Source organism: Lentzea sokolovensis, assembly GCF_033949975.1.
Taxonomy (GTDB): Bacteria; Actinomycetota; Actinomycetes; order Mycobacteriales; family Pseudonocardiaceae; genus Lentzea; species Lentzea sokolovensis.
The window spans coordinates 328,356-354,633 of sequence record NZ_JAXAVU010000001.1 but is presented as its reverse complement, the minus strand read 5'-3'; the positions used below and the strand labels follow the sequence as shown (position 1 = coordinate 354,633).

Here is a 26,278-nt window from a genome sequence, read left to right as displayed (position 1 = left end):
ACTAGTCCTGACGCTCCTGCATCCACTTCTCGCGGTGCACGCGCCAGCGGTCCAGCATCGAGCCGAGCTCGCTGTGGCAGAACCGGAAGAACTCGCGCGTCTCGTCCAGCCGCGACCCCGCCTCGGAGGCCGGGCCGAGCGCCTCGACGCCCTCGCCGAGCACCTCGTCGATCATCACCAGCATCTGGTCCTTGCGGAACGTCGTCTCGTACCAGACGTTGTCGCGCATCCGGTAGATGTCGCGGCGTGATCCGGGCTCGCGCTCGCGGCTGACGATCTGGACCGTGGTCAGGTAGCGCACCGCGCCCGACACCGCCGCCGGGGAGATCTGCAGGAGGTCGGCGATCTCGGCCGCGGTGAGCCGTCCCGAGTCCGTCGTCAGCAGCGCCGCGAGGATGCGAGCCGGCATGCGCGGAACGCCGGTGTCCGCCAGAATCCCGCCGAACCGTTCGACGAACTGGCTCACCGCCTGCGTGTCACGCTCCGTAGTACTCGTCACGGCGGCATCATCCCCTTTCGTCAGCCGATCGAGCAAAATTTACGTCCTTCACGAAGTTGTGAAAGAAGTGTAGCTTACCGGGCATGACATCTGCGATATCCGTGTCGGGCCTGGTGAAGACCTTCGGCTCGACGCGTGCACTGGACGATCTCAACCTGGACGTCCAGACCGGTGAGGTGCACGGCTTCCTCGGGCCGAACGGCGCGGGCAAGTCGACGACGATCCGGGTTCTCCTCGGCCTGCTGCGTGCCGACTCCGGCACCGCGCGGCTGCTCGGCGGCGACCCGTGGAAGGACACCGCGGCTCTGCATCGCCGGCTCGCCTACGTTCCCGGCGACGTCAACCTCTGGCCCAACCTGACCGGCGGCGAGGTCATCGACCTGCTCGGACGACTCCGCGGCGGCTTGAACAAGCAGCGCCGCGAGGAGCTCCTGGAGCGCTTCGAACTGGACCCGCGCAAGAAGGGCCGCACCTACTCCAAGGGCAACCGGCAGAAGGTCGCGCTGGTCGCCGCCCTGTCGAGCGACGTCGAGCTGCTGATCCTCGACGAGCCGACCTCGGGCCTCGACCCGCTGATGGAGTCCGTCTTCCAGGCCTGCATCAACGACGAACGCGAGCGCGGCCGCACGGTGCTGCTCTCCAGCCACATCCTCGCCGAGGCCGAGGCGCTGTGCGACCGGGTGAGCATCATCCGCAACGGCCACATCGTCGAGACCGGCACGCTCGCCGACATGCGGCACCTGACCCGCACGTCCATCTCCGCGGAGCTCGCGGGGCCGCCGAACGGGCTGACGTCGCTGGCCGGTGTGCACGACCTCGTGGCCGAGGGCAACCGCGTCCGGTTCGAGGTCGACTCGGACAAGCTCGACCTCGTGCTCAAGCAGCTCGTGTCCACCGGCGTGCGCACGCTGACCTCGCAGCCGCCGACCCTGGAAGAGCTCTTCCTGCGTCACTACGAGGACGTGAAATGACCGGCACCTGGCAACTGGTCCGCCTGGCCCTGCGCCGCGACCGGATCCTGCTGCCCGTCTGGGTGCTCTTCCTGGTCGGCGTGACCTACTCGACGACGACCGCGCTCGAAGAGCTGTACAACACGCAGCAGTCGCGGGACCTGCTCGGCGCCACCGCGAACGCGAACTCCGCGTTCCTCGCGATGCTCGGCCCGTTGCACGACTGGTCGTCGCTCGGCGGCCTGGTCGTGTGGCGCTGGGGCGTCTTCTCCGGCCTGTTCATCGCGATCATGGCCATGCTGGTCGTCACGCGGCACACGCGCGCCGAAGAAGAAGCCGGCCGTACCGAACTCATCGCGGCCACGGTCGTCGGACGGCACGCGCCGCTCGCCGCCGCCGTGATCGTCGCGGGCGGCACGAGCCTGCTGATCGGTCTGCTGCAGGCGCTGGCGCTGATCGGCAAGGACCTCGCTCCGGCGGGCGCCTTCGCGTTCGGCCTCTCCACCGCGAGCGTCGGGCTGGTGTTCACCGGCGTCAGCGCGTTCACCGCGCAGCTCTCGGAGAACTCGCGCGTGTCCAACGCGATCGCGGGCGGCTTCCTCGGCGTCATCTACCTGCTGCGGGCGGCCGGCGACGCGGCGGGGGAGTCGGGCCCGCAGTGGCTGACCTGGTTCTCACCGATCGGCTGGACCGAGCACGTGCGGTCGTTCGCGGACAACAGGTTCTGGGTGCTGCTGCTCCCGCTGGCGGCGTTCGCCCTGCTGGTGGGCGTCTCCTCGTACGTCGTGACCCGCCGCGACGTCGGGCTCGGCCTGCTCGCGGCCAGGCTCGGCCCGCCGCACGGCACGATCAGCACGCCGTTCGGGCTCGCGTGGCGGTTGCAGAAGGGTTCGCTGATCGGCTGGTCCATCGCGTTGTTCGCGGTGGGCGTGATCTACGGCAGCGTCGCCCAGGCGGTCGGGCAGATGGTGCAGGACAACCCGACGCTCGGGCAGATCGTCAGCAAGATCGGCGGCGCCGACGCGATGGTGGACGCGTTCTTCGCGACCGTCACCCAGTTGGTCGGCCTGATCGCCTCGATCTACCTGGTGCAGGCGATCCTGCGGCTGCGCTCGGAGGAGACCTCGTTCCGCGCGGAGCCGATCCTCGCCACACCGGTCTCGCGCTGGAGCTGGGTCGCGTCGCACGCGGTGTTCGCCCTGGTCGGCGGCGCGGTCGTGCTGGCGGCGGCCGGCCTCGGGCTGGGCCTGGTCTACGGACTGCAGATCGACGACCTGGGCACGGTCGTGCCGAAGATGCTCGGCGCGGCACTGGTCCAGCTCCCGGCCGCCTGGGTGATCGCGGGCGTGGCGCTGGTCCTGTTCGGACTGTTCCCGCAGCTCACCGGAGTGAGCTGGGCGGTGGTGTCGGTGTCGCTGGTGATCACGCTGCTCGGCCCGGCCCTGCAGCTCGATCAGTGGGTCATCGACGTCTCGCCGTTCACGCACGTCCCGAAGTACCCGGACATCACCTTCGGGCCGCTCGCGTGGCTCACAGTGGTCGCGGTGGTGCTTCTGGCGGCGGGGTTCGCCGGGTTCCGCCGGCGCGACCTGACCACGTGACGATCGCCGGGATCGTGATCAGCAGAGCCGCCGGCACCAGGAAGCCCAGCAACGGGTGCGCCTGGTAGAGCGGGACGAACGCCAACGGGGCCGCGGCCGCGCCCATGAAGCGCAGTGACTGCACGACACTGACGCTGCCGCCCCTGTTGGCGTTGTCGCTCTGCAACACCAACGCGTTGATGCTCACCAGCACGCCCTGCGCCGCCGCACCGGTCAGCGCCCACGCGAGCACCACGACGGCGGCCAGGGGAGTGGTGCCGACCGCCGCGACGAGGCCCGCGCCCAGCGTCGCGCCGAGGATGGCGGTGGTCGCGGCGCCGAACCGGTCGATCGCCTTGCCGACGAACCGGGCGGTGACGAAGCCGACGACGCCGAACCCCGTGAGCAGCACACCGCGTTCGCCCGCGCCGAGCCCGAAGACGTCGTCGAGCCGGAACGCCACGAGGAACGACAACCCGCCCAGGCACCCCCAGCCGATGAACCCGACGAGCGCGGGCCACAGCGTGCTCGGCACGAAGGCGCTGCGCAGGCTCGCGTCGCGCTCCGGCTCCGCGTCCGTCTGCGGCACACCGAGGATCGCGAGCCCCACGGCCACCACGGAGATCACGACGAACGCCAGCCGCCAGTCGATCTCGGCGGTCAGGCCACCGACGAGCGGCGCGGACGTCTGCCCGGCCGCCTGCATCGACCCGAACAACCCCAGCGCGCGCCCGAGCTTCTCCTTCGGCGTCGAGGCCGCGATCACGGCCAGCAGCACCGGTGTCGTGAACGAGTTCGCCGCGCCCTGCAACGCGCGGGAGGCCAGCAGCACCTCGAACGTCCACGAGGAGGCGGCCAGCGCGGACGTGACGGCGTAGGCGATGTAGGCGATCCGGACAGTCCGTTGTGGACCCCAGCGTTGCGCGAGCGTGCCGGAAGCCAGCATCAGCACGGCGAACGGCACGAGGTAGAACGTCAGCGTCGAGGCCGCGGACCCGGCGGACCTGTCGAAACTGGCACCGATCTCCGGCAGGATCGACGTGGTGACGGCGCCGCCGAACGGCCCGATCAATGCGCCCGCGTACAGCCCGGCGCGTGCCAACCGTCCCAACCGACACCTCCGCCGCTCACCCTAGGGGGGCGAGCGGCGGAGAGCGCCGAAAAGTGGTTGTTGTCGCTAAGTTTCTATCCGTGGAGGCCCGCGGTGAAGCCTTGGAACGACTCCCTGACGTCGCTCACGGTCGTGTGAGGACCGTTCTCCCCGAGGGAGTCGACGGGGGAGAGAGGAGCTGCACTGGCGGGAGACACGGCCAACAGCACGCCGCCGCCCGCAGCAAGGCCGACAACGATCTTGCGCACGAGGGACACGGTGGTTCCTGTCTGGAGAAGGATCTTGCTACCCATTCCTCGGCGTCTGGAATCCTCGACTCGATCACTCGGAAGCGTGAAAAAGCCGTCCCGGTCCAAATGACCGAGACGGCTTCTGACCTGCGTGAAGGCTAGCGAGGACCGGCCGAAGGCCAGCCCGGACCGCGCCCGCGGCGGCGCAGGTAGCGCTCGAACTCCGCGGCGATGTCGTCACCCGAGGCCTCGGTGATCTGCAGCTCCGCGTCGCCGCGCTCTTCCAGGGCGCGCACGTAGTTGCGCACGTCCTCGTCCTCGTCGGCCATCTCGGTGACCGTGCGCTCCCACTCCTCGGCCTGCTCCGGCAGCGCGCCGAGCGGGACCTCGATGTCGAGCACCTCCTCCACCCGGTGCAGCAGGGCCAGCGTGGCCTTGGGGGAGGGCGGCTGCGACACGTAGTGCGGCACGGCGGCCCAGAACGAGATGGCCGGGATGCCCGCCTGCACGCACGCGTCCTGGAACACGCCGACGATGCCGGTCGGGCCCTCGTACTTCGAGTGCTCCAGGCCGAACTTCTCGGCGGCGTCCGCGTCGTAGGCCGTGCCGGTGACCGGGACCGGGCGCGTGTGGGGCGTGTCCATCAGCAGGGCGCCCAGCGTCACCACCGTCGTCACCCCGAGAGCGTCGATGTGGCCCAGCAGTTCGGCGGCGAACTTGCGCCACCGCATGTTCGGTTCGATGCCGTGCACGAGGATCACGTCCACGTCGGAACCGGGAGGGCGGCACACCGACAGCCGCGTCGTCGGCCAGTCGACCCTTCGCGTGACGCCGTCCACCATTCGCACGGTGGGGCGCGTCACCTGGAAGTCGTAGTAGTCGTCCGGGTCGATCTCGGCGAGCGGGGTGGCGTCCCAGGTGAGTTGGAGGTGCTCGATCGCGGTGCTGGCGGCGTCGCCGGCGTCGTTCCAGCCTTCGAACGCACAGACCATGATCGGAGCCGTGAGCGGGATGCGCGGGTTCGAGGGGGTCGGGGATTCCTGGGACGGATCGTTCACGGCGCCAGACTACGGGTTCGGCCAGTCAACTCATCGTAGGCTTGGCCCATGCGTGATCGCGGAGAGTCGCCGTTGCTGGAAGCGCTGGTGAACCGTGTTGTCGTCGCTGACGGCGCCATGGGCACCATGCTTCAGGCCGTTGACCTCTCTCTGGACGATTTCAACGGTCTTGAGGGCTGCAACGAGATCCTGAACGTCACCCGCCCGGACGTCGTGAAGGCAGTGCATCGAGGCTATCTCGAAGTCGGTTGCGACGCCGTGGAGACGAACACGTTCGGCGCGAACCTCGCGAACCTGGCCGAGTACGACATTCCGGACCAGATCTTCCACCTGTCCGAACGCGGCGCGGCGCTGGCGCGGGAGGTGGCGGACGAGTTCGGCACGTCCGGGCAACCCCGGTTCGTGCTCGGGTCCGTAGGTCCTGGCACGAAGCTGCCGACGCTCGGCCACGCTCCTTATGCGACATTGCGCGACGCTTACCAGGAGCAGTGCAAGGGGCTGCTCGTCGGCGGTGTCGACGCGATCATCGTCGAGACCTCGCAGGACCTGCTGCAGACCAAGGCGTCCGTCGTCGGCGCCAAGCGCGCGATGACCGCCGAGGGCCGGTACGTCCCGATCATCGCCCAGGTCACCGTCGAGACGACCGGCACGATGCTGCTCGGCTCGGAGATCGGCGCCGCGCTGACCGCGCTGGAGCCGCTCGGCATCGACCTGATCGGCCTCAACTGCGCCACCGGTCCCGCCGAGATGAGCGAGCACCTGCGCACGTTGTCCAAGCACGCCCGCATCCCGTTGTCGGTGATGCCGAACGCCGGACTCCCCGAGTTGGGCCCGAACGGCGCGGTCTACCCGCTGAGCCCGGAGGAACTGGCTCAGGCGCTGTCGGGGTTCGTTCGCGAGTTCGGCACGCGGCTCGTGGGCGGTTGCTGCGGCACGACCGCCGAGCACCTGCGTCAGGTGGCCGAGGCGGTGCGCGATCTCGGACCGTCGCCGCGCCGGCCGCGCCCCGAGCCTGGCGTGTCCTCTCTGTACCAAGCTGTTCCGTTCAAACAGGACGCCTCGGTGCTGATGATCGGCGAGCGCACGAACGCCAACGGCTCCAAGGCGTTCCGCGAGGCGATGCTGGTCGAGAAGTGGGACGACTGCATCGAGATCGCGCGCGACCAGACGCGTGAGGGAGCCCACCTGATCGACCTCTGCGTCGACTACGTGGGCCGCGACGGTGAGGCGGACATGCGCGCGCTGGCCTCCCGGCTGGCCACCGCGTCGACGTTGCCGATCATGCTCGACTCGACGGAACCCGGTGTGCTCCAGGCCGGCCTGGAGTGTCTCGGTGGCCGCAGTGCCGTCAACTCGGTCAACTACGAGGACGGCGACGGCCCCGACTCCCGGTTCCAGAAGATCATGCGGCTCGTCTCGGAGCACGGCGCCGCGGTCGTGGCGCTGTGCATCGACGAGGAGGGCCAGGCCCGCACGGCCGAGTGGAAGGTCCGCGTCGCCACCCGGCTGATCGAGGACCTGACGACCAACTGGGGCATGCGCGTCGGCGACATCATCGTCGACTGCCTGACGTTCCCGATCTCCACCGGCCAGGAGGAGGTGCGCCGCGACGCCGTCGAGACGATCGAGGCGATCCGCGAGCTCAAGCGTCGTTTTCCCGACGTGCAAACGACTCTGGGCCTGTCGAACGTCTCTTTTGGACTGAATCCGGCTGCCCGTCAGGTGCTGAACTCCGTGTTCCTGCACGAATGCGTGCAGGCGGGTCTCGACACGGCGATCGTGCACGCCTCCAAGATCGTGCCGATGGCGCGCATCCCGGACGAGCACCGCGCGGTGGCGCTGGACCTGGTCCACGACCGCCGCCGCGAGGGCTACGACCCGTTGCAGAAGCTCATGGAGCTGTTCGAGGGCGTCACGACGAAGTCGAACTCCGCCACACGGGCCCAGGAACTGGCCGCGTTGCCGTTGTTCGAACGCCTGCAGCGCCGGATCGTGGACGGCGAGCGCAACGGCCTGGAAGCCGACCTGGACGCCGCGTTGGACGAGCGCCCGGCGTTGCAGATCATCAACGACACGTTGCTGGCGGGCATGAAGACCGTCGGCGAGCTCTTCGGTTCCGGCCAGATGCAGCTGCCGTTCGTGCTGCAGTCCGCCGAGGTCATGAAGACCGCCGTCGCCCACCTCGAACCGCACGTGGAACGGTCCGACGACGACGGCAAGGGCCGGATCGTGCTCGCCACCGTGAAGGGCGACGTCCACGACATCGGCAAGAACCTCGTGGACATCATCCTGTCCAACAACGGCTACGAGGTCGTGAACATCGGCATCAAGCAGCCGATCACCACGATCCTGGAAGCCGCCGAGGAACATCGCGCGGACGCGATCGGCATGTCCGGCCTGCTGGTCAAGTCGACCGTGATCATGAAGGAGAACCTCGAGGAGATGAACTCCCGGGGTGTCGCGGCGCGGTGGCCGGTGCTGCTGGGCGGCGCGGCGTTGACGCGCGCGCACGTCGAGAACGACCTGACGGAGATGTACTTCGGCGACGTCCGCTACGCCCGCGATGCCTTCGAGGGCCTGCGCCTGATGGACGCGATCATGGCAGCCAAGCGCGGCGAGGCTCCTCTGCTGGACGCCGAGATGCGGGAGAAGGCGGCGGAACGCAAGGCCCGTCGCGAACGTTCTCTGCGCATCGCCGCGGCCCGCAAAGCCGTTGCGGTGGAAGAAGAAGTCGTGACCGGCCGCTCCGACGTCGCTGCCGACAACCCGATCCCGGCCCCGCCGTTCTGGGGCAGCAGGGTCGTGAAGGGCATCCCGGTCGCGGATTACTCGGCGTTGCTGGACGAGCGTGCGACGTTCATGGGCCAGTGGGGCCTGAAGGGTGCGCGCGGCGGCGGCCCGACCTACGAGGAACTGGTCGAGACCGAAGGCCGTCCGCGGCTGCGCTACTGGATGGAACGCCTTGCCACGGAAGGTGTTCTTGCCCACGCCGCCGTCGTCTACGGCTACTTCCCGTGCGTCTCCGACGGCGACGATCTCGTCGTTCTGGAAGAGCCCGCCGTGGGTTCGCCGGAGCGCTTCCGGTTCACTTTTCCGCGCCAGAAAAGGGATCGAAGGTTGTGCCTGTCGGACTTCTGGCGCTCGAAGGAGTCCGGAGAGGTCGACGTCATCGCGTTCCACCTCGTGACGATGGGCAGCCCGATCGCCGACTACGCGGGCGAACTGTTCGGCAAGAACGCGTATCGTGAGTACCTGGAAGTCCACGGACTGGGGGTCCAGCTCACCGAAGCGCTGGCCGAGTACTGGCACAAGCGGGTCCGCGAGGAACTCGTCTGGCCCACCGGCGGCACCGTTGCCGCCGAAGACCCCGCGGCCGTCGAGGAGTACTTCAAACTCGGCTACCGCGGCGCGCGGTACTCGTTCGGCTACGGCGCCTGCCCCGAGATGGAAGACCGCAAGCGCGTCGTCGAACTGCTCGATCCGTCGCGCATCGGGGTCTCGCTGTCCGAGGAACTTCAGCTCCACCCGGAACAGTCCACCGACGCCTTCGTGGCGCACCATCCGGAGGCGAAGTACTTCAATGTCTGACCTGCACGCTGTCCTGTGGGACATGGACGGCACGCTGCTGGACTCCGAGAAGCTGTGGGACATCCCGCTCTACGAGTACGCGGAGAAGCTGGGCGGCGTGCTCTCCCCGGAGACCCGCGAACGCATGGTCGGCAGCAACGTACCGACGACGATGCGCCTGCTGTTCGCCGACGTCGGCATCGAGCCCACCGAGGCCGACATGGCCGACGGCGCCGCGTGGATCTCGCGCCGCACCGAGGAGGTCTTCCGCGCCGGGCTGCCGTGGCGTCCGGGCGCGCAGGAGGCCTTGAAGTCAGTGCGCGCGTCAGGCGTGCCGATGGCTCTCGTGACGTCGACCGAGCGCTCGCTGACCGAGGTGGCGCTGGACACGATCGGACGAGACCTGTTCGACGTCACCGTGTGCGGCGACGAGGTGGACGGGCTGAACAAGCCGCTGCCCGAGCCGTACCTGAAGGCGGCCCGGCTGCTGGGCGTGGACGCGGCGCGGTGCGTGGCGATCGAGGACTCGCCCACCGGGGTGGCCGCGGCGGTGGCGGCCGGGTGCACCGTGCTGGTCGTGCCGTGTGACGTGGAAGTGCCGACGGGGGAGCGGCGGGTGTTCCGCGACTCCCTCGCCGGCGTCGATCTGGACGTGCTGAAGGCGCTCTAGACGGAGGCCTCGGTCACGCGTGCTTTCGCCTTGCGCGCGGCCGGGTCGATCAGCAGGCCGAACACCACGCCGATGCCGACGTAGAGCGTGGCGAGCTGGGCGAGCGAACTGAGGCGGAACTGCCACAGCACGTTCACCGGCATGTCCGCGGGGATCGTGTCCGGCGGCGCGGGGAACGCCAGCAGCACCACCGCGACGGCCGCGGCCACCGCGAGCAGCACGGCCGTGGTCCGCATCGGCTGCGACTGCGCGCGCAGCTGCTCGGCGAGCCAGCTCGCCGCCCACACGATCACCAGACCGGCCACCACCACACCGAGGTAGAGCGCGGTCCGGTAGTTCACCGTCTCCGGGTCGCCCACGGCAGGCGGGTTGGCCGGGTACTTGAGCCACGGCAGCAGCGCCACGGCACCGAACACCGCGGCACCGAACGCGAAGCTGCGGCTGAACGGCGTGCTGCCGGTGAACCAGCGCTTCGACAGCGCGTAGGCCGTGGCGAACACCAGGCCCACCGCGATGCCGACGATCACCACGCCGAGCATGCCGCCCGCGATCTGGGCGCCACGGCTGACCAGCTCTTCCTCGCCGCCGTGCGTGTGGCCGGCCTCACCGGCGGGTTCCCGGGCCTCTTCGACCGCGAGCGCGGCGCGAATCGGGATCTCGGTCACCAGGAGCTGCACGAGCGCGGAGGCGACACCGGCGATACCGCCGGCCGCCACTCCGCGCAGCGCAAGGGACTTGTAGGTCGTCGTCATGTCTTCCCTGCCTGGGATCGGGGGATCAGTGGCAGGGGACGCCCAGCGCGTGGCGGCCGTCGTGGAAGAACTCGTGCAGCAACTCGGAACCCGCGCCGAGCGCGAGGCCGTTCTCCTGCAGGACCAGGTAGGTGACGATCAGGCCGAGCACTGAGACGGCGAAGGCCCATTTGGGCACGCGGACGGCGGACAGGCTTGCTGCGGGGCTCGTCATGACGGGCTCCTCCATACCTCGTGGAAGGTCAACTCTCCTTGCGGCGCCGCAGCCGGTCTCCTGACTCCCGGATCAACGCTGCCCCCGCGTCTTCCCAGCCCTCTCGCGAGGGCCAGTGACGTGCTCGGCGGGGATCGCTTCCCGGTCACAGTGGCGAGGACCGCGCCGGATTTTCACCGGCTTCCCGTCACTGCGGCGCGTGCACCGTAAGTTGATCGGCCCGTTAAGCACAACCGGCCATAAGAGTTGTTGCGTTCCTCACTTCACGAGTGGACAGTCACCACACTTCCCACCTGCGGCGACGCGGTAGTAGAGACAGCACGACCGGCGCCGGAACGAGACCTCTCCGGGAAAAGTCAGAAATTCCCCCGCCTGTTCGAACGGCGGGGCGCTCATGAGCCGTTCGCCGCGTTCTTCCGCTTCGTCGGCGGTGAGCATGCGTGCGCGCACAACCATTTTGAGCGCGCCCGCGATGTTCGACATGGCGTTTCCCCACAACAATCCGCGCGCCACGGGGGTCACGCCCTGGATCGCCTCCACCACCGGTGCGAGCGCCTCGGCGGCCTTCGGGCCCAGTCGTGGCTGGTCGATCCGGACGCTCAGGCCGTTCGTCGGGTGGTGCTGCCACCAGAGGTTCTCCGGGCGGACGTCGATCGGGATGCCCGCGGCCGTGAGCGGGCTGAGCAGCCGGGCCGTGTAGCTGAGGAAGAACAGGCTGGCCGCTACGCGTGGTTCTTCCGCTTTGTACCGGATCGCGATGGCGTCGATCGTGGTCTTGAGCGCCGGGCCTTCCAGCAGTGCCGTTCCCGGCAGCCAGGACTCGTCCGGGCGGCCGACGTCGAGCGCGAAGAACGGGTTGATTCCGCGCACCCGGCGGAGTGCTTCGAGGACCTCGGCGAACTCAGACACAGAAGTTCACGCTACCGGGTGTCCATGCAGGACAGATCACGTCCAACGCCTGGGACAGATGCGACCGCGGTGTGGACGGGGGTCGCCGGGATGGGAGGATGTCGTGCCGTGAAGACCTTCGATTCCCTGTTCGCTGAACTGACCGAACGAGCCGCCACCAAGCCGGAAGGTTCCGGCACCGTCGCCGCGCTCGAGGCCGGGGTCCATGCGCAGGGCAAGAAGGTCCTGGAGGAGGCCGGCGAGGTCTGGATCGCCGCCGAGTACGAGTCCGACGAGAAGCTCTCCGAAGAGATCTCGCAGCTGCTCTACCGCCTCCAGGTGCTCATGCTGGGCCGTGGGCTCACCCTCGAAGACGTCTACAAGTACCTCTGACGGAAGACTTTCACATGCTGCGCGTTGCAGTCCCGAACAAGGGCGCGCTCGCCGAACGCGCCTCCGCCATGCTCACCGAGGCCGGCTACCGGCAGAGGCACGAGCCCCGCGACCTGACCGTGCTCGACAACAACAACGAAGTCGAGTTCTTCTTCCTTCGCCCCAAGGACATCGCGATCTACGTGGCGTCCGGCGACCTGGACCTCGGCATCACCGGCCGCGACCTGGCCGCCGACTCGGGCGCCGACGACAACGGCAACTCCGTCGAGGAGCTGCTGGCGCTGGGCTTCGGCTCGTCGACCTTCCGCTACGCGGGGCCTCGCGGCACCGACTGGAAGGTCTCCGACCTCGAAGGCAAGCGCCTCGCCACCGCGTACCCGAGGCTGGTGGGCCGTGACCTCAAGGCCCGAGGCATCACCGCGAAGGTGATCCGGCTCGACGGCGCCGTGGAGATCTCGATCCAGCTGGGCGTGGCCGACCTGATCGCCGACGTGGTGGGCTCCGGCCGCACCCTGCGCCAGCACGACCTGGTGCCGTTCGGCGAGCCGATCTGCGAGTCCGAGGCGGTCCTGATCCACCGCCACGGCTCGGAGCTCACGGCTGCCAAGAAGCAGCTGACGGCCCGCATCCAGGGTGTCGTGTTCGCGCAGCAGTACCTGATGCTCGACTACGACTGCCCGCGTTCGATCCTCGACGACGCGATCGCGCTGACTCCGGGTCTGGAGTCGCCGACCGTCGCGCCGCTGGCCAACCCCGACTGGGCGGCCGTGCGGGCGATGGTGTCGCGCAAGGAGGCGAACAAGGTGATGGACGAGCTGGCCGCAATCGGTGCCAAGGCCGTGCTGGCCTCGGACATCAGGTTCTGCCGGCTGTGATCACGGAGCACGCCCTGCTGGACGTGCTGCCGGGTTCGGCCGAGGAGTTCGAGTGGGCGTTCGGCGAGGCGCGGGAGCTGATCTCCGCCTCGCCGGGCTTCCGCGGTCTCGAACTGCTGCGGTGCCTGGAGACGCCGTCGCGCTACCTGCTGCTCGTGCGCTGGGACTCGGTCGAATCGCACACGGTCGGCTTCCGGCAGGGGCCTGACTACGCGAAGTGGTCGGCTCTGCTGCACCGCTTCTACTCGCCGTTCCCCGTGGTGGAGCACTACGAGAGCGCGCTGAGCACCTCTTCGTCCGTGGTCTGATCGAAGGTCTCGTACCAGCGGCTGACCGCGCCGAAGCGGCGCGGGAGAAGGATCGCGATCACCGGCGTCGTGAACGTGGCCAGCGATTCTCTGGCAGCCACCGGGACGGCGAGGGTCGTGGTCCGCGGTTCGTGCCGGGCGATCCAGTGCAGCGCCGCCCTGGCCGTGACGCCGGTGGCCAGGCCGTCGTCCACGAGGATCACGTCACGGTCCTTGAGGGTGAGCGACTTGTCCCCGCGGTAGAGGGCCGTGCGTCTTCTGGCTTCTTCGCGTTCCTCGTCGCAGGTGGGGCCCAGTTGCTCCTCGGTGAGGTTCAGGGCTCGCAGCACTCTCGGGTCGTAGATGGGCTCGCTGTCGGCGGTGACGGCGCCGACGCCGTATTCGGGGTGGCCCGGGGCGCCGATCTTGCGCGCCACGACGACGTCGAGTTCGGCGTTGAGGTGCTGGGCGACTTCTTTGGCGACCGGGACGCCGCCTCGGGGGAGGCCCAGGACCAGCGGGTCGTGCCACGGGAGGTCCGCGAGTCGCGCGGCAAGGGCGCGGCCCGCTTCCTGCCGGTTCGCGAACCTCTTCACAGTCCCGTTGACGCTACGCGACTCCGGACTCAGTCGAACAGACCGGCGACGTCGGTGGTCATCGAGATGAAGCCCGAGCAGGTGGCGACGATGGTGAGCCAGAACAGGACGTTGGCGTGTGCGGGCTCGGGGGCCGGGCGTTCGGCTCTCGACGCCGTGGTGCGGACCTGGAGGCGTTCGTGCCGGCCGAAGTGCGCCCAGAACTTGATCCAGGTGTGGCGGCTGCAGCCGAACAGGACGCCATTTGCCGTGTTGCGGCACGGCAAGCCCTGCCTCGTGGTCACCGCGCAACTGACCGGGTAGAGCACGGCGATGATCCAGCAGGCCGTCGCGATGGCGAACGAGCCGGTCCACACGGCTCGCCAGTAGTTCTCGTAGTGGATCGCGACCACGCAGCCGATCGCTAGAGCCGCGACGAGCAGAAGGTAGAAGGTCTTTCTCTGCCTGCGGGTCTTCTTCCCCATCGTGTTCCCTCCCCGCTCCTACCCTGGCTGCCCGCACGTGTGCGGCGGTAGAGCCCGGCAGAGGGACGAGGGATCGCGGGGCGTCGCGATCACTGGGGTTGCTGGTGACGCTGCGGCTCCCGTTGTGTCCTGTGAGGTATCAGCGCTCGCGCACGAACAGCGCCTGCGCCGTCGTGCCCACCGGCCCCTCCTCGTCGTGCACCACGCTGGTCGCGAGCCCTGCCCCGTCCGGCCCGATGGTCGTCCGCGCGTCCATGCCCACCCACTCGCCGACGGGACGGCGGTGCAGGTGGACCGTCAGGTCGGTGTTGATGGCATACCACTTGCGAATGTCCACACGGGACGAAACGCCGCTGGCCGAGTCCACGACGGAGAACAGCCGCTCTTCCGGTGAGGGTTCGAAGCCCTCGACCACGGCCACGCGGGGACGGGCCCACACCTGGGCGTCGCCCGGTGTGAAGATGCCGCCCGACACGGAAAGCCACTCGACGGCGGCGAGGTAGCCGCCGCCCCAGAAGTCCGGGATCTCCATCGGTGCGGCGGAAGCGGGCGGTGCCATCGCGGGGACGTCGCCTCCCGCTACGGCCGTGGTGTCCGAGTCGACGATGCGCCACGCACGCGCCGTCAGCACCGCACGGCCTTCGTGCGACAGCGAAGCCGCGTGCAGTTCTACCGAGCGACCCGGGCGTTCGACCGAAGTGGACACCGTGAGGTCGGCCACCGGGACCGGGCCGAGCACCTCGAACGTCACGCGGGCCAGCGAGGACGACGGGTTGCCCAGTGCGAGCAGCGAGCGCACCAGCAACGCCGAGGGTGGGCCGAGGTGCTGGCTGTCCGGGCCCCACGGGCCGACGGTGTGCTCGGTGGAGCGGAACGTGTCGTTGCCCAGCGGCTGGTAGAAGGCCGTCATCAGTCGCGGTCCTGGAGGGTCTCGGTGTCGTCGGGCTCCGGCCAGCCGGGGTAGGGCGGCGGGGTGCCGTCGAACGCCGGGCAGAAGGCCTTGTGGTCGCAGTAGTCGCACAGGCGGCTGGGGTTCGGGCGGAAGTCGCCCGTCGGGGCCGCGCGCATGATGGCCTGCCAGATCGCGTCGAGGGTGCGTTCGAAGCGGGCCAGTTCGGACTCGTCCGGGGTGTAGGCGAGGGCCTGGCGGTCGGCCAGGTACATCAGGCGCAGCTGGCGGGGGACGACGCCGCGCAGCTTCCACAGGACCAGCGCGTAGAACTTCATCTGGAACAACGCCTTCGCCTCGCCCACCTCGCGGGGGGCGGCGCCGGTCTTGTAGTCCACGACGCGGATCTCACCTGTCGGGGCCACGTCCACGCGGTCGATGTAGCCGCGCAGCAGCACGCCGGACGGCAGCTCGGACTCCACCAGGAGCTCGCGCGACTCCGGTTCCAGGCGCCGGGGGTCTTCGAGGCCGAAGTAGCCGTCGAGCAGCTTCGTGGCGGACGCCAGCCACTCCGCCTCCTCCTCGCTGCCCTCGACCTCGAACAGCGTCGAGAACTCCGGGCGCTCGGCCTTCACTCGCTCCCAGGCCGGCGTGATCATCGAACGCGCGCGGTCGGGCACGCGGTCGGCGGCGGGCAGGGCGAACAGGTCTTCCAGCACCGCGTGCACCACCGTGCCGCGCACCTGCGCCTTCGTCGGCCTCTCCGGCAGCCGGTCGACCGCGCGGAACCGGTAGAGCAGCGGGCACTGCTTGAAGTCCCCTGCCCGGGAAGGCGAGAGCGCGGGCCTGCGCAACGTGGTGCTCATGGTTCGCACCCTAGGACAGAGGTCTGACAATTCTGTTTTCGCCACCATGACACTCCCTTGCCCGAGGCCGGCGAGGGACGGGCTCGGGGAGGCTCCCACTCAGGCGTACCGCCCTCATCGACTTCGGGAGCACCACCGAACCGCGGGATCACACCCGGAGCCCTACAGTTCACCCGTGGCCGCGCGGATCAGTGAACGAGAGGGCGGCCTGCTGCTGTTCCGGGTGGCGGGCATCCCGGTGGTCCTCGCGCCGTCGTGGTGGATCGGCTCGGCGATCGTGGTGGCCTTCTACGCGCCGCTCGTCGACGATCTCGCCCCTGGCACGCCGCCGGGAATCGGCCTGCTGCTCGCAGCGCTCTTCGCGATCTTCCTCGGCCTGAGCGTGCTGGCTCACGAACTCGGCCACTGCGTCGCGGCACTGCGGCTCGGCCTGCCGGTCAGGAGACTGCGGCTGTACCTGCTGGGCGGCCTGTCCGAGATCATGCGCACGCCCGGCAAACCCAGCCACGAAGGCGTGGTGGCGGGTGCGGGCCCGATCGTGTCCGTGGCGCTGGCGGCGATCTTCGGCCTCGGCGCGCTGGTCATGGAGCCGGGCGACGTCGTGTGGGTGCTGGTCTTCCAGATCGCCGCCGCGAACGTCGCCGTCGCCGTCTTCAACCTCCTGCCCGGCCTGCCGCTCGACGGCGGCCGGATCGTGAGGGCCGGCGTGTGGGCCATGACGGGGCAACGGGCGATGGGCACGCGTGTCGCCGTGGTCGGTGGTTTCGCCGTGGCCATCGCATTGGTGGCGTGGGCGCTGTACGGCGTCGCGGAAGGCGCGGAAGACCGTTGGTTGCGTTTCGGCGTGTGCGTGCTGACGGCGTGGGTCGTCGTCGCCGGCGCGAGGAGTGAACTCGCGAGCGAACGCCGCCGCACGTGGCCCGCCGGTGTCACCCTCAGCGACCTGATCCTGCCGGTGCTCCAGCTGCCGGCCGAGAGCCCCGTCGCGGACGCGCTGAGCACGTCGGCGGGCCGGGGCGTGGTGCTGGTGCGGGCCGACGGCGTGGCGGCCGGTCTGCTCGACACCGAACTGGCGCGAAAGCTCGCCGCCGCAAGTCCTTTCGCACCCGCGGAGCAGGCCGCCGAGCCGATCCTGCCCGAGACCGTGCTGCTCGCGGACGAGCCCGGCGAGGAGATCGTCGAACGCGTCCAGGGCACCGCCGCGTGGCAGTTCCTGGTCGTCGACCTGGAGGGCCGCCCGGCGGGCGTGCTGCGCAGGGAGGACCTGCGTGCGGCCATTGAGAAGGGCGTTTGACACCATTGCGCGGTGATTAGCGCAAGTGGACCGTTCCAGCCGGGTGACCGGGTACAGCTGACCGACCCCAAGGGCCGGCACTACACGGTCGTTCTCGAACCCGGCAAGGAGTACCACACCCACCGCGGCGCCATCCCGCACGACAAGCTGATCGGCCAGCCCGAGGGCTCGGTCGTGGCGTCGGTGGGCGGCACGAACTTCCTGGCACTGCGGCCGCTGCTGCCCGACTACGTGCTGTCGATGCCGCGCGGCGCGCAGGTCATCTACCCGAAGGACGCCGCGCAGATCTGCATGTACGGCGACATCTTCCCGGGCGCGCGCGTCCTGGAGGCGGGCGCGGGCTCCGGCGCGTTGTCGTGCTCGCTGCTGCGCGCGGTGGGGGAGAAGGGCAGCGTCCAGTCCTACGAGGTGCGCGAGGACCACGCGGTGCACGCCATCCGCAACGTGGAGACGTTCTTCGGCGAGCGCCCCGGCAACTGGTCGATCACCGTCGACGACGTGAAGAACCACGAGGGCGAGGTCGACCGCGTCATCCTCGACATGCTCTCCCCGTGGGAGGTGCTGCCCACGATCTCGAAGAACCTCATCCCCGGCGGCGTTCTGGTCGTCTACGTCGCCACCACCACGCAGCTCTCCGTCGTCACCGAGGCGCTGCGCGAGATGACGTGCTTCACCGAGCCCCACGCGTGGGAGACGCTCGTCCGCCCGTGGCACGTCGTCGGCCTGGCCGTGCGGCCGGAGCACCGGATGATCGGGCACACGGCGTTCCTGCTGACCACGCGCAAGCTCGCGGACGGCGTGACGGCACCGCGGCCGCAGCGCCGCCCCAGCAAGGGCTGATCCTGTCCGCTTCCGGACAGAAGGCATCGTTCGGTCCTGTTGATGATCGCGGTGGTTTCTGCCGCCGTGGTGGTGTTGTCGGCGCACGTCGCGGAGGCCTCGCCGCCGCCGGGTTGTCAGGCGGCGTGCGAAAGCTACGACCAGGAGCGTCAGGCGGGTTACGGCCGGTCCGAGGGCAACTCGGGGATCCAGCGGCTCGTCTTGTCCTGCATCGATCCGTACACCCTGTTCACGTACGCGAGGTACGGCTCGTGGGTCGCGTCGTACCAGCAGCCCACCGCGTACTGCGCTGTCGGCCACAGTGCGTTCGGCGCTGACGTTCAGCGCTGATCCGGACACGGCGAGAGGCCCGCACTTCGGTGACGTGCGGGCCTCTCGTCATGTCGTACCGGTCGGCGACTACCGGGTCGGCGTCGGGATCTTGATGTCCTTGGCCAGCATGCAGACCTTCCACTTGCCCGACACCTTCTTGAACTTCGTGTCGGAGTCGATGGTCTGGGTCTGGCCGCCGTAGTCCGCGGTCACGGTGATCTTGACGTTCGCCTCGTTGCCGGAGACGGTCGCGCTCTTGTAGACCATCTTGGGCACCGGGAGCTTCTTCATCTCCTCGGCGAGCTTCTTCTGCTCGGGGGTGGCCTTCCTCTCGGCCTCCGCGGCCTCGTCGAGCATCTCCTGGCAGGCCATCGACTTGGCCTTGCTCTCGTTCTTCGAGGTCGCCGCCGCGATGTACTCCTCGGCGGCCTTCTTGACGTCGGCCTCGTCGGAGCTGCCGCTGTTGCCGTTGTCACTCGAACCGGAGTCCGGCGACGAACTGCTGGAGTTGCTGGAGCTGTTGCTCGTGAGCATGACGGCGGCGGTGATGCCGCCGCCGACGAGCACCAGCACGCCGATGACGACGCCGATGATCAGACCGGTGTTGCTCTTCTTGGGAGGCGGAGGGCCGCCGAACCCGCCGGGCTGGCCGTACGGCTGCTGACCGTAGGGCTGCTGGCCGTACTGACCGGGCTGGCCGTACTGGCCCTGCTGCTGGAAGCCGCCGCTGGGCGGTCCCTGCTGGCCGAACGGGTCCTGCTGCGGCTGGCCGTACTGACCCGGCTGCTGGCCGGGCTGCTGCCCGTATCCCGGTGGCGGCTGCTGGCCGTAGCCGGGCGGGGGCTGCTGGCCGTACCCCGGCTGCTGCGGCGGCTGCTGCCCGTACGGACCTCCGGGCGGCGGCGGCTGCTGCCCGTACGGGCCGGGCTGCTGCGGCGGGTAGGTCATGAAACTCCCCCGATGCGGATGAGGTGATCTTTCGTGGACATTGTCGTACTTCGCCGGACAACTCGCGGGCGAATGGGGTCTATCGACACGCACGAGTGGTTATGCACACGCCCTGTACCCGCGATCTGGCCGCGCAAAGGTCGTGTCTGATAACGATTGTGGCAACTCCACCGGGATTTGAGCGCGATGCTCTGCGCTGTCGGGGTGGTGCGCCGGTCGCGTCGGCGAAACCACCCGGTTGGCCGCACGCCCTCCGGAGGCATCGGAGCCTCGCTCGCGCGGGTGCTCCGACGGGCACGAACGGAGTGGGTTGCGGTGCGTGACCGCCGATCGGACCAACGGCTGGTCCACCTGGTGGGACGGTGGCGGATTGCCGCCCGTCGACGGGTCGTGGCCCATACCAGGTGTGCTCGTGATCGTCCGAGGGTGGTCGCAGACCGTAGGGGCCGGGTGCCCGCACAGGTGCTCCCATGACCCTCTCCTCGGACTTCTCGCAGGTCGTCTGGCGTGTCGCGGCGCGAAACGCCGGTAGTGGTTTCTGAGACGCACCGTAGCGGTTGGACGGTCGGACCGGACACCGAGATGGAGCAGTTGACCTCACTTGGAGGGTTCACCGTTGCACCACACGAGCGAAGATGATGTTGTGAGTACCCCATTTTGTCGGTGATCGCCGGTACCGTAATCGGTACGAACACGGGAGGAGGGTGCCGACATGCAGCACGGTCATCCCGGCAGCCAACCCGATGAGGGTGGCGAGCTGAACCAGGGCAACATTTCTGCTGAGCTGACTGCGCAGATCAGGTTCCTCGAGGACGAGATCGCGTCGTTGCGTCGCAAGCTGACCGAGTCGCCGCGGCACACGCGGTTGCTCGAGCAGCGCTTGGCTGAGGCGACAGAGCGCGTCAGCCAGCTGACCGAGCGAAACACGAAGCTCATAGACACCCTCCGCGAAGCACGAAGCCAGCTGCTCGCGCTGCGTGAGGAAGTCGACCGGCTGGCGCAACCGCCCAGCGGGTACGGCGTCTTCATGGCACGTTTCGACGACGGGACCGTGGACGTCTTCACGTCCGGCCGCAGGATGCGCGTAGCCGTGTCCCCCGCGGTCGAGCCGGAGAAGATCGCCTACGGCCAGTCCGTGCGTCTCAACGAGGCGCTGACGGTCGTCGAGGCCGGCGGGTTCGAGCGTTCCGGTGAGGTCTGCTCTCTGCGGGAGGTGCTGACCGACGACGACGGTCTGGACACCATTTCCCGCGCGCTGGTCGTCGGCCACGCGGACGAGGAGAGGGTGGTCTGGCTCGCCCAGCCACTGCTCGACTCGCCGCTGAAGCCCGGCGACTCGCTGCTGGTCGACTCGAAGGCGGGTTTCGCCTACGAACGGGTCCCCAAGGCCGAGGTCGAGGACCTCGTGCTCGAGGAGGTCCCGGACATCGACTACAGCGACATCGGTGGCCTCTCCCGGCAGATCGAGCAGATCCGCGACGCCGTGGAGTTGCCGTTCCTGCACGCCGACCTGTTCCGCGAGTACGAGCTGCGCCCGCCCAAGGGCGTGCTGCTCTACGGCCCTCCCGGTTGCGGCAAGACGCTCATCGCCAAGGCGGTGGCGAACTCCCTGGCCAAGAAGGTGCGGGAGATCCGCGGCGAGACCGACAAGCAGGCCAAGTCCTACTTCCTCAACATCAAGGGCCCCGAGCTCCTCAACAAGTTCGTCGGTGAGACCGAGCGGCACATCCGCCTGATCTTCCAGCGAGCTCGTGAGAAGGCGTCCGACGGCACCCCCGTGATCGTGTTCTTCGACGAGATGGACTCGATCTTCCGCACCCGTGGTTCGGGTGTGTCGTCCGACGTCGAGACGACGATCGTGCCCCAGCTCCTCGCCGAGATCGACGGCGTCGAGGGCCTGGAGAACGTCATCGTCATCGGCGCCTCCAACCGTGAAGACATGATCGACCCGGCGATCCTCCGCCCCGGCCGACTCGACGTGAAGATCAAGATCGAGCGACCGGACGCCGAGGGCGCGAAGGACATCTTCAACAAGTACCTGACGCCCAACCTCCCGCTGCACGCCGACGACCTCGCCGAGTTCGGCGGGGACCCGAAGGCCTGCATCGAGGGCATGGTGCAGCACACCGTGGAGCGCATGTACGAGGAGTCCGAGGACAACCGGTTCCTGGAGGTCACCTACGCCAACGGTGACAAGGAGGTCCTGTACTTCCGGGACTTCAACTCCGGCGCCATGATCCAGAACATCGTCGACAGGGCGAAGAAGGCGGCGATCAAGTCGCTGCTGGACACCAAGCAGCCCGGACTCTCCGTCCGGCACCTGCAGGCCGCCATCCTCGACGAGTTCGCCGAGAACGAGGACCTGCCGAACACGACGAACCCGGACGACTGGGCTCGCATCTCGGGCAAGAAGGGCGAGCGGATCGTCTACATCCGCACGCTCGTCACCGGGAAGAACCAGGACGCCGGCCGCGCGATCGACACGGCCACGAACACCGGCACGTACCTGTAGCACCGCTTCACCGAACCGCCCCGGTCGCTGCACGCGGCCGGGGCGGTTCGGCGTTTCAGACCAGGCCCGACTCGTAGGCCGCGATCACCAGCTGGGCGCGGTCGCGGGCGTGCAGCTTCGCCAGCAGGTTCCCGATGTGCGTCTTCACCGTGCCGGGGCTGACGTGCAGCTCGGCCATGATCTCCGCGTTGGACCGGCCGCGGGCGATCAGCAGCAGGACCTCCTTCTCCCGTTCGGTCACGCGGTCCAGCCCGCGCACCACGGGCGAGGCGGGCCGCCGGACGAACTCGGAGATCAGCCGGCGCGTGACCGTCGGCGACAGCAGCGACTCACCGGACGCCACGACCCTGACGGCCGCCAGCAGTTCGGCGGGCGGCGTGTCCTTGAGCAGGAATCCCGAGGCACCGGCCCGCAACGCGCCGAAGACGTACTCGTCCAGGTCGAACGTGGTCAGCACCAGCACGCGCGGGCCGTCCAGCAGCCGCGTGGCCTCGATGCCGTCCATCTCGGGCATGCGGATGTCCATCAGCACGACGTCCGGCTTCACCTCGGACGCCAGCGCGACGGCCTCGGCGCCGGTGCCGGCCTCGCCGACCACGGTCAGGTCCGGTTCGTTGTCGACGAGCATTCGGAAGCTGGCGCGCAGCAACGCCTGGTCGTCGGCGATCAGCACGCGGATCATCGGTGCGGCAGTTCCGCGACGACCCGGAAACCGCCGGACTCACCGGGGCCCGCGCTGAACGTGCCGCCGTACACGGCCACGCGTTCGCGCATGCCGATCAACCCGTGTCCCACTCCGAGCTCCCTCACCCCAGGCCCGTCGTCCGCCACGTCGACGCGGACGGCTTCCGGTGTCACCTCTACCAGCACCGTGCACGACGCGGGCGCCGCGTGCTTCACGACGTTCGTCAGCGCCTCCTGCACGATCCGGTACACCGACAGCCCGACCCCCTCCGGCACGACGGCATCGCCTCGCACGTCCAGCGTGACGCGCACGCCGGCCAGCGACGCGCGGTCGGCGAGGCCGGCCAGCCCGTCGAGGCCGGGAGAGGGCGCGAGATCGGCGTCGGACCGCAGCACGCCCAGCAGCCCGCGCATCTCGGTCAGCGCCGCGCGACTCGTCTCGGAGATCACTTCCAGCGCCTGGTAGGCGTGCTCGGGTGAGCGCACATGTGCGGCGTTACCGGCCTGCACGGCGATGAGAGACAGGTTGTGCGCCACCACGTCGTGCAGTTCGCGGGCGATGCGCAGGCGTTCGTCGGCCAGAGCCTGTTCGGCCAGCTGTGCCGTCTCCCGGTCGAGCATCGACCGGCGCAGCCGCGTGGTGTAGCCGATCACCCACACCGCGCCGAGCACTGCCAGGCCGACCAGCAGGGTCTCGGGTTCTCCGCCCGACACACCGGAGGTGGCGATGACGGTGGCCACGAGCCCGGCCAGCGACCAGGTCAGGGTGCGTTCGACCGCCACGGTGTAGAGCGCGAAGCAGATCGCGCCGACCGGGGCTCCGAGGGCCTGGACCGGCAGCAGCTGGCCGATCACCACCGCCACCGTCGCCAGCGTTGTGATCACCAGGGTGGTCACCGGCCACAGGCGGCGCACCGCGACCGGCAGCGCGACGAGCGCGGCGCCCGGCAGGACCAGCCACCACGGCTTGTCCTGGTTCTCCACCATGGCGTAGCCGACGAGCACACCGATGACGACGGCGGCGGCCAGGTCGACCAGGTAGAGGTGCAGTTTGGCGATCACGCCCTCGACGGTAACGAGCCAGGGGGAGGCACGCCTCGGACCACGGTCCGATTCCCGGGATCGGAGCACGGGCCGATCCGCGGAAGGCCTCCGGGAGCCACCCTCTTCCACATGATCGAGGTGCGGAACCTGACGAAGAGATATGGCGACACGACGGCGGTCGAGGACCTGTCGTTCACCGTCCATCCTGGACTGGTGACGGGCTTCCTCGGCCCGAACGGCGCCGGCAAGTCCACGGCGATGCGGATGATCCTCGGCCTGGACCGGCCCACGGGCGGCCAGGCCCTGATCGCCGGCAAGCGCTACCAGGACCTCGACGAGCCGCTGCGACACGTGGGCGCGTTGCTCGATCCCGCCGCCGTGCACCACGGCCGCAGGGCGCTCGACCACCTGCGCTGGATCGCCGCGAGCAACGGCATCGGTCAGAAGCGCGCGGTCGAACTGCTGGAGCAGGTCGGCCTGGGAGGCGTGCGGCACAAGCGGATCAGGGCGTTGTCGCTCGGCATGAAGCAACGGCTCGGCGTCGCGGCGGCGTTGCTGGGCGACCCCGGGGTGCTGATGTTCGACGAACCGGTCAACGGCCTCGACCCCGAGGGCGTGCGGTGGATCCGCGACCTGATGCGCGGGCTCGCGAAGGAGGGTCGCACGGTCTTCGTCTCCAGCCACCTGATGAGCGAGATGGCGCTGACCGCCGACCACGTGGTGATCGTCGCAAGAGGACAGCTGGTCAAGGAGACGCCGATGGAGGCGTTGACCCGCAACGGATCGCTGGAGGACGCCTACCTCGAACTCACCTCCGGGAGGGGGCTGTGAAGAACGCGCTCGTCGCGGAGTGGCTGAAGCTCCGCACCGTCCGCTCGTCGTACGGGCTGATCATCACCGTCGGCCTGATGGTGGTCGCGGGCGCGCTGCTGTCGTGGCTGATCGTCCAGGACTACGACACGTCGCCGGCCGCGGAACAGGCGAAGTTCGCCTCCGCCGACAGCAGTGTGGTGATCACCCCGGTCGTCCAGTTCCTCGTCGCCGCGCTCGGCGCCCTGGTCGCGACCTCCGACCCGAGGCTGACCGCGCTGACCGCCGTGCCGGACCGGAAACGCTTGCTGGCGGCCAAAAGCGTGCTCGTCGCCACCACGGCCGTGGTGGTCGGTGCCGTCGCACTCGCGCTGAGCGTCGGATCGAGCTGGCTGATCATGGGGGACCGGCCGCCGCCCATCGCGCCGTGGGACGGCATCGGCGACGTGCTGCCGTGGGCGGGCGCGGCCGTGCTGTCGATCCTGGTGACAGGACTGACCGGCCTCGGGATCGGTCTCGCGGTGAGGTCGACGGCCGTCACGATCGTGGTGGTGGGCGTGCTGCTGTGGGGTCTGCCCGCCATCACGCCGATGCTGCCGGAGCCCTGGAACATGGACGCGTCCGCGGTGATGGTGCCGTACCTGGTGTGGGAGGTCGCCGGGATCGTGAACGACGCGCCCCTGGGTCCATTGGCCGCCGTTGCAGTTTTGGTCATTTACGTACTGGTGACGCTGGGTGCCGGAACGGTGACTCTTCTGCGACGAGACGCTTGACTCGCTCTTGGGGCGGCCCTATGGTCATCTATACCTTTAACGGTAAGGAAACTTACCTAACTAATCCGCCGCCGGCATCCGAGAGGAGACCCCGTATGTCCTGGCAGAAGTCTGTGGTGGCGTTCGCCGCGGCAGTCGTGCTCCCGCTGACCGGTGCGATGGCGGGAAGTTCCGTCGCCGCTCCCGAGGGCACCTTCGCCGCTGCCGCGCTGCCGCCGGGTTCGCCCGCGGCGGTCAACGGTCAGCTCAAGGTGTGCGGCGTGAAGCTGTGCAACAAGAACGGCAAGCAGATCCAGTTGCGCGGCATGAGCACGCACGGCATCCAGTGGTACTCCCAGTGCGTCAAGACCGCGTCCCTGGACGCGCTCGCCAACGACTGGAAGGCGGACGTCCTCCGCATCTCGATGTACATCCAGGAAGGTGGCTACGAGACCAACCCTCGCAAGTTCACCGACATGGTGCACGGCTACATCGAGGAGGCCACGAAGCGCGGCCTGTACGCGCTGGTCGACTGGCACCAGCTCTCGCCGGGCGACCCGAACGCCAACACCACGCGCGCCAAGACCTTCTTCAAGGAGATCGCGCAGCGGCACAAGGACAAGACGAACATCATCTACGACATCGCCAACGAGCCGAACGGCGTGACGTGGGCGAAGGTCAAGTCCTACGCGGAGGCCGTCATCCCGACGATCCGCGCGGAGGACCCGGACAGCCTCGTGCTCGTCGGCACGCACGGCTGGTCGACGTTCGGCCTGTCCGACGGCCGCAACATCAACGAGGTCAGCCAGAACAAGGTCAACGCCTCGAACCTGATGTACACGTTCCACTTCTACGCGAAGGACCACAGGGACAGCTATCTCAACGCCCTGAAGACGGTCTCGAGCCAGGTGCCGGTCTTCGTCACCGAGTTCGGTTCGCAGGAGGCCTCCGGTGACGGTCCCAACGACTTCACCATGGCGAACAAGTTCATCACGTTCATGAAGGACGCGAAGATCTCCTGGACCAACTGGAACTTCTCCGACGACAACCGGACGGGCGCGGTGTTCAAGAGCGGCACGTGCTCCGGCAGCGGCTTCACCGGTGAAGGTCCCCTGAAGGACGCCGGCAAGTGGGTGCGCAACCACATCCGCACCGCCGACGACTTCTGATCCACCCGATCGACCGGCCCCGGC

At 68.9% G+C, this 26,278-nt stretch carries 26 protein-coding genes, 1 pseudogene and 1 riboswitch; of the genes and pseudogenes, 14 read left to right on the top strand and 13 right to left on the bottom strand.

The genetic code is table 11. The features are described from left to right. Position 1: 1 nt before the first annotated feature. Positions 2-499 carry a GbsR/MarR family transcriptional regulator gene (locus SK854_RS01675; protein WP_319973147.1) on the bottom strand — a complete coding sequence of 166 codons (498 nt, stop codon included), beginning with the start codon at positions 497-499 and terminating at the stop codon, positions 2-4. An 83-nt stretch (positions 500-582) separates the two neighbouring features. Between SK854_RS01675 and SK854_RS01670 the strand changes: the two genes are divergently transcribed. Next, on the top strand, positions 583-1,470 hold the full coding sequence (locus tag SK854_RS01670; protein ID WP_319973146.1) for an ABC transporter ATP-binding protein: 888 nt from the start codon (positions 583-585) through the stop codon (positions 1,468-1,470). Further along, complete coding sequence (locus SK854_RS01665; RefSeq protein WP_319973145.1) at positions 1,467-3,050, top strand: ABC transporter permease; 1,584 nt, start codon at positions 1,467-1,469, stop codon at positions 3,048-3,050. The genes SK854_RS01670 and SK854_RS01665 overlap by 4 nt, the downstream gene beginning before the upstream one ends. On the opposite strand, the gene SK854_RS01660 is transcribed toward SK854_RS01665, so the two are convergent. Beyond that, on the bottom strand, positions 2,980-4,140 hold the full coding sequence (locus SK854_RS01660; protein ID WP_319973144.1) for an MFS transporter: 1,161 nt from the start codon (positions 4,138-4,140) through the stop codon (positions 2,980-2,982). The genes SK854_RS01665 and SK854_RS01660 overlap by 71 nt on opposite strands. A gap of 388 nt (positions 4,141-4,528) precedes the next feature. Further along, entirely contained in the window at positions 4,529-5,428 is a 900-nt protein-coding gene (locus SK854_RS01655) for a PAC2 family protein (protein WP_319973143.1), read from the bottom strand. Between the two features lie 48 nt (positions 5,429-5,476). Here SK854_RS01655 and metH point away from each other — a divergent pair, with 48 nt between their 5' ends. Together metH and SK854_RS01645 are read left to right on the top strand one after the other, a co-directional pair. Beyond that, positions 5,477-9,016: a methionine synthase gene (metH, locus tag SK854_RS01650; RefSeq protein WP_319973142.1), complete on the top strand. Its 3,540-nt coding sequence runs from the start codon at positions 5,477-5,479 to the stop codon at positions 9,014-9,016. Beyond that, positions 9,009-9,665: an HAD family hydrolase gene (locus SK854_RS01645; protein ID WP_319973141.1), complete on the top strand. Its 657-nt coding sequence runs from the start codon at positions 9,009-9,011 to the stop codon at positions 9,663-9,665. Before metH ends, SK854_RS01645 begins: the two co-directional genes overlap by 8 nt. On the opposite strand, the gene SK854_RS01640 is transcribed toward SK854_RS01645, so the two are convergent. The 3 genes from SK854_RS01640 to SK854_RS01630 all read right to left on the bottom strand — a co-directional run bounded on the left by SK854_RS01640 (position 9,662) and on the right by SK854_RS01630 (position 11,540). Continuing rightward, on the bottom strand, positions 9,662-10,417 hold the full coding sequence (locus SK854_RS01640; protein ID WP_319973140.1) for a CbtA family protein: 756 nt from the start codon (positions 10,415-10,417) through the stop codon (positions 9,662-9,664). The two genes, SK854_RS01645 and SK854_RS01640, sit on opposite strands and share 4 nt — an antisense overlap. A 25-nt stretch (positions 10,418-10,442) precedes the next feature. Continuing rightward, on the bottom strand, positions 10,443-10,631 hold the full coding sequence (locus tag SK854_RS01635; protein ID WP_093588538.1) for a CbtB domain-containing protein: 189 nt from the start codon (positions 10,629-10,631) through the stop codon (positions 10,443-10,445). Positions 10,632-10,664: 33 nt separating this feature from the next. Beyond that, positions 10,665-10,841, bottom strand: a riboswitch (cobalamin riboswitch). A 48-nt stretch (positions 10,842-10,889) separates the two neighbouring features. After that, the gene (locus SK854_RS01630) at positions 10,890-11,540 is read right to left on the bottom strand and encodes a (2Fe-2S)-binding protein (RefSeq protein ID WP_319973139.1); all 651 of its coding nucleotides are present in this window, start codon (positions 11,538-11,540) and stop codon (positions 10,890-10,892) included. Between the two features lie 108 nt (positions 11,541-11,648). On the opposite strand from SK854_RS01630, the gene SK854_RS01625 reads away from it, so the two are divergent. From SK854_RS01625 to SK854_RS01615, 3 genes are read left to right on the top strand one after another with little or no spacing between them, the layout of a single operon-like run. Next, complete coding sequence (locus SK854_RS01625; RefSeq protein ID WP_089912086.1) at positions 11,649-11,912, top strand: phosphoribosyl-ATP diphosphatase; 264 nt, start codon at positions 11,649-11,651, stop codon at positions 11,910-11,912. Positions 11,913-11,926: 14 nt separating this feature from the next. Next, the gene (hisG, locus tag SK854_RS01620; RefSeq protein ID WP_319973138.1) at positions 11,927-12,787 is read left to right on the top strand and encodes an ATP phosphoribosyltransferase; all 861 of its coding nucleotides are present in this window, start codon (positions 11,927-11,929) and stop codon (positions 12,785-12,787) included. Further along, the gene (locus SK854_RS01615) at positions 12,784-13,095 is read left to right on the top strand and encodes an antibiotic biosynthesis monooxygenase family protein (RefSeq protein ID WP_319973137.1); all 312 of its coding nucleotides are present in this window, start codon (positions 12,784-12,786) and stop codon (positions 13,093-13,095) included. The genes hisG and SK854_RS01615 overlap by 4 nt, the downstream gene beginning before the upstream one ends. Here SK854_RS01615 and SK854_RS01610 read toward each other — a convergent pair. The 4 genes from SK854_RS01610 to SK854_RS01595 all read right to left on the bottom strand — a co-directional run bounded on the left by SK854_RS01610 (position 13,056) and on the right by SK854_RS01595 (position 15,889). Beyond that, positions 13,056-13,670 (bottom strand): phosphoribosyltransferase, encoded by a 615-nt coding sequence (locus SK854_RS01610; RefSeq protein WP_319973136.1) that lies wholly within the window; start codon positions 13,668-13,670, stop codon positions 13,056-13,058. The genes SK854_RS01615 and SK854_RS01610 overlap by 40 nt on opposite strands. Before the next feature lie 29 nt (positions 13,671-13,699). Further along, a complete protein-coding gene (locus SK854_RS01605; protein WP_319973135.1) occupies positions 13,700-14,134 on the bottom strand; it encodes a hypothetical protein in 435 nt (144 codons plus the stop codon). 139 nt (positions 14,135-14,273) lie between these two features. Beyond that, on the bottom strand, positions 14,274-15,044 hold the full coding sequence (locus SK854_RS01600; RefSeq protein WP_319973134.1) for a thioesterase family protein: 771 nt from the start codon (positions 15,042-15,044) through the stop codon (positions 14,274-14,276). Then, positions 15,044-15,889, bottom strand: a complete 846-nt coding sequence (locus SK854_RS01595; RefSeq protein WP_319973133.1) for a RecB family exonuclease — start codon at positions 15,887-15,889, stop codon at positions 15,044-15,046. Before SK854_RS01595 ends, SK854_RS01600 begins: the two co-directional genes overlap by 1 nt. Before the next feature lie 175 nt (positions 15,890-16,064). On the opposite strand from SK854_RS01595, the gene SK854_RS01590 reads away from it, so the two are divergent. Genes SK854_RS01590 through SK854_RS01580 form a run of 3 tightly spaced genes read left to right on the top strand, consistent with a single transcriptional unit; the run spans position 16,065 to position 18,353 of the window. Beyond that, entirely contained in the window at positions 16,065-17,183 is a 1,119-nt protein-coding gene (locus SK854_RS01590) for a site-2 protease family protein (protein WP_319973132.1), read from the top strand. A 12-nt stretch (positions 17,184-17,195) separates the two neighbouring features. Continuing rightward, positions 17,196-18,023: a tRNA (adenine-N1)-methyltransferase gene (locus tag SK854_RS01585; protein WP_319973131.1), complete on the top strand. Its 828-nt coding sequence runs from the start codon at positions 17,196-17,198 to the stop codon at positions 18,021-18,023. 42 nt (positions 18,024-18,065) lie between these two features. Continuing rightward, on the top strand, positions 18,066-18,353 hold the full coding sequence (locus SK854_RS01580; RefSeq protein WP_319973130.1) for a hypothetical protein: 288 nt from the start codon (positions 18,066-18,068) through the stop codon (positions 18,351-18,353). A gap of 69 nt (positions 18,354-18,422) precedes the next feature. Here the strand turns inward: SK854_RS01580 and SK854_RS01575 are convergent, their stop codons facing one another. Next, complete coding sequence (locus SK854_RS01575) at positions 18,423-19,283, bottom strand: Rv0361 family membrane protein (RefSeq protein ID WP_319973129.1); 861 nt, start codon at positions 19,281-19,283, stop codon at positions 18,423-18,425. A gap of 712 nt (positions 19,284-19,995) precedes the next feature. Between SK854_RS01575 and arc the strand changes: the two genes are divergently transcribed. Next, positions 19,996-21,795 carry a proteasome ATPase gene (gene arc, locus SK854_RS01570; protein WP_090070210.1) on the top strand — a complete coding sequence of 600 codons (1,800 nt, stop codon included), beginning with the start codon at positions 19,996-19,998 and terminating at the stop codon, positions 21,793-21,795. A 55-nt stretch (positions 21,796-21,850) separates the two neighbouring features. Here arc and SK854_RS01565 read toward each other — a convergent pair whose 3' ends face one another. Both SK854_RS01565 and SK854_RS01560 read right to left on the bottom strand, forming a co-directional pair. Next, positions 21,851-22,477, bottom strand: a complete 627-nt coding sequence (locus SK854_RS01565) for a response regulator transcription factor (protein ID WP_319973128.1) — start codon at positions 22,475-22,477, stop codon at positions 21,851-21,853. Next, on the bottom strand, positions 22,474-23,541 hold the full coding sequence (locus tag SK854_RS01560) for a sensor histidine kinase (protein ID WP_319973127.1): 1,068 nt from the start codon (positions 23,539-23,541) through the stop codon (positions 22,474-22,476). The genes SK854_RS01565 and SK854_RS01560 overlap by 4 nt, the downstream gene beginning before the upstream one ends. A gap of 111 nt (positions 23,542-23,652) precedes the next feature. Between SK854_RS01560 and SK854_RS01555 the strand changes: the two are divergent. The 3 genes and pseudogenes from SK854_RS01555 to SK854_RS01545 form a co-directional block, all read left to right on the top strand. After that, positions 23,653-24,294 (top strand): annotated as a pseudogene (locus SK854_RS01555) (ABC transporter ATP-binding protein); the annotation flags it as partial. Between the two features lie 56 nt (positions 24,295-24,350). Beyond that, positions 24,351-25,106, top strand: coding sequence for an ABC transporter permease (locus SK854_RS01550; protein WP_319973126.1), 756 nt, complete (start codon positions 24,351-24,353; stop codon positions 25,104-25,106). A gap of 95 nt (positions 25,107-25,201) precedes the next feature. After that, complete coding sequence (locus SK854_RS01545) at positions 25,202-26,254, top strand: glycoside hydrolase family 5 protein (protein WP_319973125.1); 1,053 nt, start codon at positions 25,202-25,204, stop codon at positions 26,252-26,254. The last annotated feature ends 24 nt before the right edge of the window (positions 26,255-26,278 follow it).